Origin of the sequence: Cuspidothrix issatschenkoi CHARLIE-1 (assembly GCF_002934005.1) — a bacterium.
GTDB lineage: Bacteria > Cyanobacteriota > Cyanobacteriia > Cyanobacteriales > Nostocaceae > Cuspidothrix > Cuspidothrix issatschenkoi.
In genome coordinates this window covers 1-5,277 of sequence record NZ_PGEM01000101.1, presented here as the reverse complement: position 1 = coordinate 5,277, position 5,277 = coordinate 1, and the positions used below count along the sequence as shown (strand labels likewise).

Genomic DNA, 5,277 nt, shown 5'->3' with positions numbered 1-5,277 from the left:
AATCCGCGAAACCCCTATTAATAAACGGTTATAGCTTTATTCAGCAAGCCCTAACTACCAATTACCAATTACCAATTACCAATTACCAATTACCAATTTATGTACTTAACGCGAAATGCAGTGCCGAAATTGCCTACTTTTAAACTCAAATTACCTTATACAGGGGAAAAAAAGGGCAGTTATCAAATTAAGAAATCATTACCGGGATGTCCAAAAATGCCTTTATTTCTCCAATTGCGGGGATATCAACGTCGAGCTGTGACTAGCTGGTTTGCTAATCATGGTAGGGGGACATTAAAAATGGCTACTGGTAGTGGTAAGACTATTACTGCATTAGCGATCGCTTGCGAATTGTATCAACAAATTGGTTTACAAGTCTTGTTGGTGGTGTGTCCCTATCGTCATCTTGTTACCCAATGGGGCAGAGAATGTGAGAAATTTAACTTACAGCCGATTTTAGCATTTGATAATTTACGCAGTTGGCAAAGTCAACTTTCTACACAAATCTATAATTTGTCTTCTGGTTCTCAAGATTTCATCACGGTAATTACCACTAACTCGACTTTAATTAGTGAAGGTTTTCAAACACAACTTAAATATTTTCCCCCAAAAACATTAATTATTGGTGATGAAGCCCATAATTTGGGCGCACCAAAACTAGAGGAAAGTTTACCCCGCAATGTTGGTTTACGTTTAGCTTTATCAGCCACACCAGAAAGATATTTTGATGATGATGGAACACAATCTTTATTAGATTATTTTGGCAATGTTCTGCAACCTGAATTTAGTTTACAGGATGCAATTTCTCAAGGTGCATTAGTCCATTATATCTATAATCCTGTATTAGTGGAACTAACGGAAAACGAGAGTATAGCTTATTTAAAACTAACTAAAAAAATCGGTCGTTCTATCCTCTATCGAGATCGAGAAATTGGTGAAGGGGCAGATTTTGAAGACAACGAAGACATTAAATCATTATTGATGCAAAGGGCGCGATTAATTGGCACAGCAGAAAATAAATTAATTGCCTTACAAGAATTAATGGCAACTCGTCGAGAAACTACCCATACACTGTTTTATTGTAGTGATGGTTCTCAAGAAATCGGACAACGTTATTCTCTGCGTCAACTCAAAGCCGTAGCTAAGATTTTGGGAGGAGAATTAGGTTATAAAGTCAGTACCTACACAGCAAGCACTTCTTTAGAAGAAAGAGAAATTTTACGTCGTCAATTTGAAACTGGAGAATTACAGGGTTTAGTGGCAATTCGCTGTTTAGATGAAGGTGTAGATATTCCCGCAATTCAAACCGCAGTTATTTTATCAAGTTCAGGAAATCCCCGGCAGTTTATCCAACGTCGGGGGCGGGTTTTACGTCCTCACCCTGGTAAGGAACGGGCAACGATTTTTGATATGATTGTGTTACCGCCAGATTTGGATAGAGAAACTATTGAAGTGGAACGGAATTTATTAAAGAAGGAATTACGGCGGTTTGTGGAATTTGCTGATTTAGCTGATAATGCTGGGGAAGCGAGGATGAAGTTATTAGCTTTGCAAAAACGATATGGGTTATTGGATATTTAATATGGTGTAAATAATTCTTTTCTAATCCTCTAATTGCACACCTTCAATTAATTAGGACTTACGCAAGATGTAACCACAACCCTGATTATTCCGTAGGGGTAATTCATGAATTACCCCTACTTTCGTTCTATGTTGCGTAAGTCCTATTAATTTATGAGTAGTTTCAGATATTTCTGTTATGTAAGGTTGTAGTCTATTATAACTTCACCTATTACTTATTTAGTTAATCGAGAAATTATGAATTATGACTACTGCCAACCCTAGCCATAATAAAAATACATATCGAGTTAATTGTAAAGCTTTATCAATAGAATCTGAAGTAATGGGGTAAATAGCATCTCCTAAAAGTGGTTTTTCTTTAGCTACTCCCCGATACCAATTTATGCCTCCCATTTGCACGCCCAAAACCGCAGCATAAGCACATTCACTCCAACCAGAATTAGGACTGGGATCTTTAATGGCATCCCGGCGACAAATTCGCCAAACATTGACAGGTTTTAACGATAATAATGATAAAGTTATGACCATTAACCGACAAGGCAACCAAGTTAAATAATCTTCCAACCGCGCACTAAACCAACCAATATGAGTGTAAGGAGTTTCCTTATAACCAACCATTGAATCTAAAGTGCTACTGGCCTTATATGCTAAAGCCAAAGGAGCAATACCAATTATAGGAATAAATGCCCCAACCATAGAATAAAAAAGAGGAGCGATCACCCCATCAGTAGCATTTTCTGTCACAGTTTCTAAAACTGCTCTCAGAATTTCTGCCTCTGAAAGATTTGCTGTATCTCTACCAACATAATTACTTAAAACTTGTCGTGCTGATGCTAATTCTCCCTTCATTAAAGGTTCAAGCACCTCCATTGCTGCATTTCGTAAACTTTTGAGCGCGAAACAACTAGCTACAAGAATACTTTCTACAGCTATTCCTAAGAATGGATGTACCGACCTGGCAGTTTGAATTATTATCCAACCAACTAACCCACTACCAATAATCACAATTACCCCTAAGATCATCCCCGCAAGACGCTGAGAAAGAGGATTTTGACAATATTGGAGGGCTAATTTAGTCAACCGAGAAATTACCCCTCCCATCGCACGCACAGGATGAGGCCAACCCCAAGGATCACCGATTAAATAATCTAAAAATGCAGCTAAAACCAAAACAACAGATATCATTTTTCCTTTTGCCTTGCCATATAGCGGTTATCGGTCAGATAGAATATGATCTAGAGTGGGGGAGCCCCGCCCCTAGGGGTTTTGTAATTTAATCACTGTATATCATGTAAGTGCATACCCCTATAAGGACAATTTTTAACATTAACCTACTAAATTGCAATTTTTCGTGTTAAACGGTTAGCATTAACGAAATTTGTTAACTTAGGATGATGTTTAAATAAATATCAATCTTGATCTAGTGAGGAGTGAAAATGAGTAATATTATTTTTCGTAAAAGTTTTTTAGCCTTACCCAGTCTTGCAGCTTTGGTGGTTGCAGGTAGCGGACTTGCGGCAAATGCTCAGACAGTCCAACCGGAAACAATTATTACTCCCACAAGCCAAGAATTAGTATCCACTATAGCTACAGATGAAACAGCTAAACTCACACCTGTACCGGGAACTGTAGCAACATCATCAGCGATGCTTAATTCTAGTGCTAATACAGCTAGTGAAAAAAGCGAACCATCTAACCGCGTAGCACAATCTGATATTGAAATTGGTAGAACAACTCGTGGTGGCAGTTATATCGGTGTTGGTGGAAACATTGGTATAACCGGCAATTCTTCAGCCTTGGGTGATGCTAATTTCACCGTTATTAGTAAAATTGGTTTTACCAAATCCCTGTCTATCAGACCATCCGTTATCATCGGTGATGACACCACAATTCTTGCTCCTGTTACCTACGATTTTTCGTTACAATCAGGAGATCCATTTACTGAACCTTTAGCGATCGCTCCTTATCTTGGAGTAGGTGCAGCCATTAGAACTGGTGATAACTCTGAAACCGCTTTTTTAGTAACTGGCGGTATAGACTTACCCCTAAATAATAGATTCACAGCTACCGCCGCCCTCAATGCTGGATTTTTTAATCAAACTGATGTTGGCGTTATTTTAGGAGTTGGTTACAACTTCAGTGGGTTTTAAGAAATAGGAGTTCAGTTAAATAGGGGCGAACATCCGTTCGCCCCTACAGTTTAGGAGGAAAGAAGAAGAAGATTATTTTCCCCTCTGCCCCCTACTTAGGACTAACTTGATCAATTACCTGGATTTTGCCATCATCGCCGACTGTCCAGACATCATAAGTACCAATGACATCACCATTAGCATCAACATCTACATCACCGCTTGCGCCTTGGTAATTGATTTGTTTGCCTTCTTTAAGAAGCTTCAAGCCTTCACATACATCACTTACGGCTGTACCTTTACCAGCGGACACTTCCCGCAATTTACCAGCAATACCCACTCCTGTATTTTCCTTAGCTGCTTGGGCGGCTAATACTAATAATGCCGCAGCGTCCCAAGCTTGAGGAGCATATTCTCCTGGTGAACCGCCTTTTTTCTCGTTCCAGAGTTTATTAAAGTTTTCTAAACCTGGACCACTAGAACCGGGAACTGTTCCAATAGCCCCGGATAAAATATATTTGCCATTACTACCTTTACCAACTTGATCGGGAAAACTAGCGGATTTTACCCCATCTGTGAGTAAAATTTGTACTCCTTTGGTGACACCTTGCTGATAAGCAGCTTTGAGGAATAAACTCCCAGTTTCGGCATATAAGACACCTAAAACCGCATCTGGTTTACCAGCAAAGGCGGCACTTGCTTCTGTATCAAATGTTTGCGCCTTGGGATCGTAGCGAACAGGTTTGTCTTTATTAACTACTGTTCCGCCTAATTTTTCAAAAGTATCTACAAATGCTTTTTCAAAACCCACGCCATAGTCATTGTTAATGACAACTGTGGACACTCGTTTAAAACCTTTTTTCTTAGCAAGTTGGGCTAAAGCTAATGCTTGATAAGTATCAGGGGGAGCAGTCCGCGCCCAAAAGCCCTTAAAGTCACCTTTTTTAGCTTTGTCAGTAAATACAGGACTGGTGCTACCAGGAGAAATGAGCATCACTTTATTAGGAACAGCAACGGAAACTGCCGCAGTGGAAACGCTACTCGCAAAAGAACCAACTACACCAGCGACCTTATCTAAAGTTGCTAATTTGGTCATACCCGCAGCGCCGGCTTTGGGGTCTGTTTGGTCGTCTACTTCTATTAAACTCACTTTTTCACCATTGACACCGCCACAAGCGTTAACGGTTTCTACCAGTAAGGGAACTGAACCAACCATTTGTTGACCAATGGAAGCTAAGTCACCGGTTGTAGGTAATAAACTACCAAGTTTCAAGCCTTTGGTATTACTGGTTGTAGAGGTGGCCGCAGGACTATTTGTAGCTGTTGTTGTGGGTGCAGTGGTATCACCTCCGGTGGATGGTGGAGGGGTAGGATTTTCACAAGCAGCTAACAAGAAACCACTGGCTATGGTTGCTATACTCAAGGCTAGGGAAATACTAATTTTCGACATAGTTAAACTCACTCCTCAGATATTCAGAAACTTCATGCACATACATCGAGTATGTAGACCCTAGATAATAACATTTTCAAACTGTCATTGATTTTAAGATGAATTGGGAAGCCCACA

At 39.8% G+C, this 5,277-nt stretch carries 4 protein-coding genes; 2 read left to right on the top strand and 2 right to left on the bottom strand.

Annotated elements, in window-relative coordinates; genetic code table 11:
* The first annotated feature begins 99 nt into the window (after positions 1 to 99).
* Entirely contained in the window at positions 100 to 1,581 is a 1,482-nt protein-coding gene (locus CUN59_RS13970; RefSeq protein WP_104388416.1) for a DNA phosphorothioation system restriction enzyme, read from the top strand.
* 219 nt (positions 1,582 to 1,800) lie between these two features.
* Here the strand turns inward: CUN59_RS13970 and cbiB are convergent, their stop codons facing one another.
* Positions 1,801 to 2,766: an adenosylcobinamide-phosphate synthase CbiB gene (gene cbiB, locus CUN59_RS13965; RefSeq protein WP_104388415.1), complete on the bottom strand. Its 966-nt coding sequence runs from the start codon at positions 2,764 to 2,766 to the stop codon at positions 1,801 to 1,803.
* A 251-nt stretch (positions 2,767 to 3,017) separates the two neighbouring features.
* Between cbiB and CUN59_RS13960 the strand changes: the two genes are divergently transcribed.
* Entirely contained in the window at positions 3,018 to 3,731 is a 714-nt protein-coding gene (locus CUN59_RS13960; RefSeq protein ID WP_104388414.1) for a hypothetical protein, read from the top strand.
* A gap of 91 nt (positions 3,732 to 3,822) precedes the next feature.
* Here the strand turns inward: CUN59_RS13960 and CUN59_RS13955 are convergent, their stop codons facing one another.
* Complete coding sequence (locus CUN59_RS13955; RefSeq protein ID WP_104388413.1) at positions 3,823 to 5,160, bottom strand: ABC transporter substrate-binding protein; 1,338 nt, start codon at positions 5,158 to 5,160, stop codon at positions 3,823 to 3,825.
* Positions 5,161 to 5,277 lie beyond the last annotated feature (117 nt).

Bases quoted from the DNA above. Each gene is read 5' to 3' on its own strand.
- CUN59_RS13970 (WP_104388416.1), top strand. From the start codon at position 100: ATGTACTTAACGCGAAATGCAGTGCCGAAATTGCCTACTTTTAAACTC.
- cbiB (WP_104388415.1), bottom strand. From the start codon at position 2,766: ATGATATCTGTTGTTTTGGTTTTAGCTGCATTTTTAGATTATTTAATC.
- CUN59_RS13960 (WP_104388414.1), top strand. From the start codon at position 3,018: ATGAGTAATATTATTTTTCGTAAAAGTTTTTTAGCCTTACCCAGTCTT.
- CUN59_RS13955 (WP_104388413.1), bottom strand. From the start codon at position 5,160: ATGTCGAAAATTAGTATTTCCCTAGCCTTGAGTATAGCAACCATAGCC.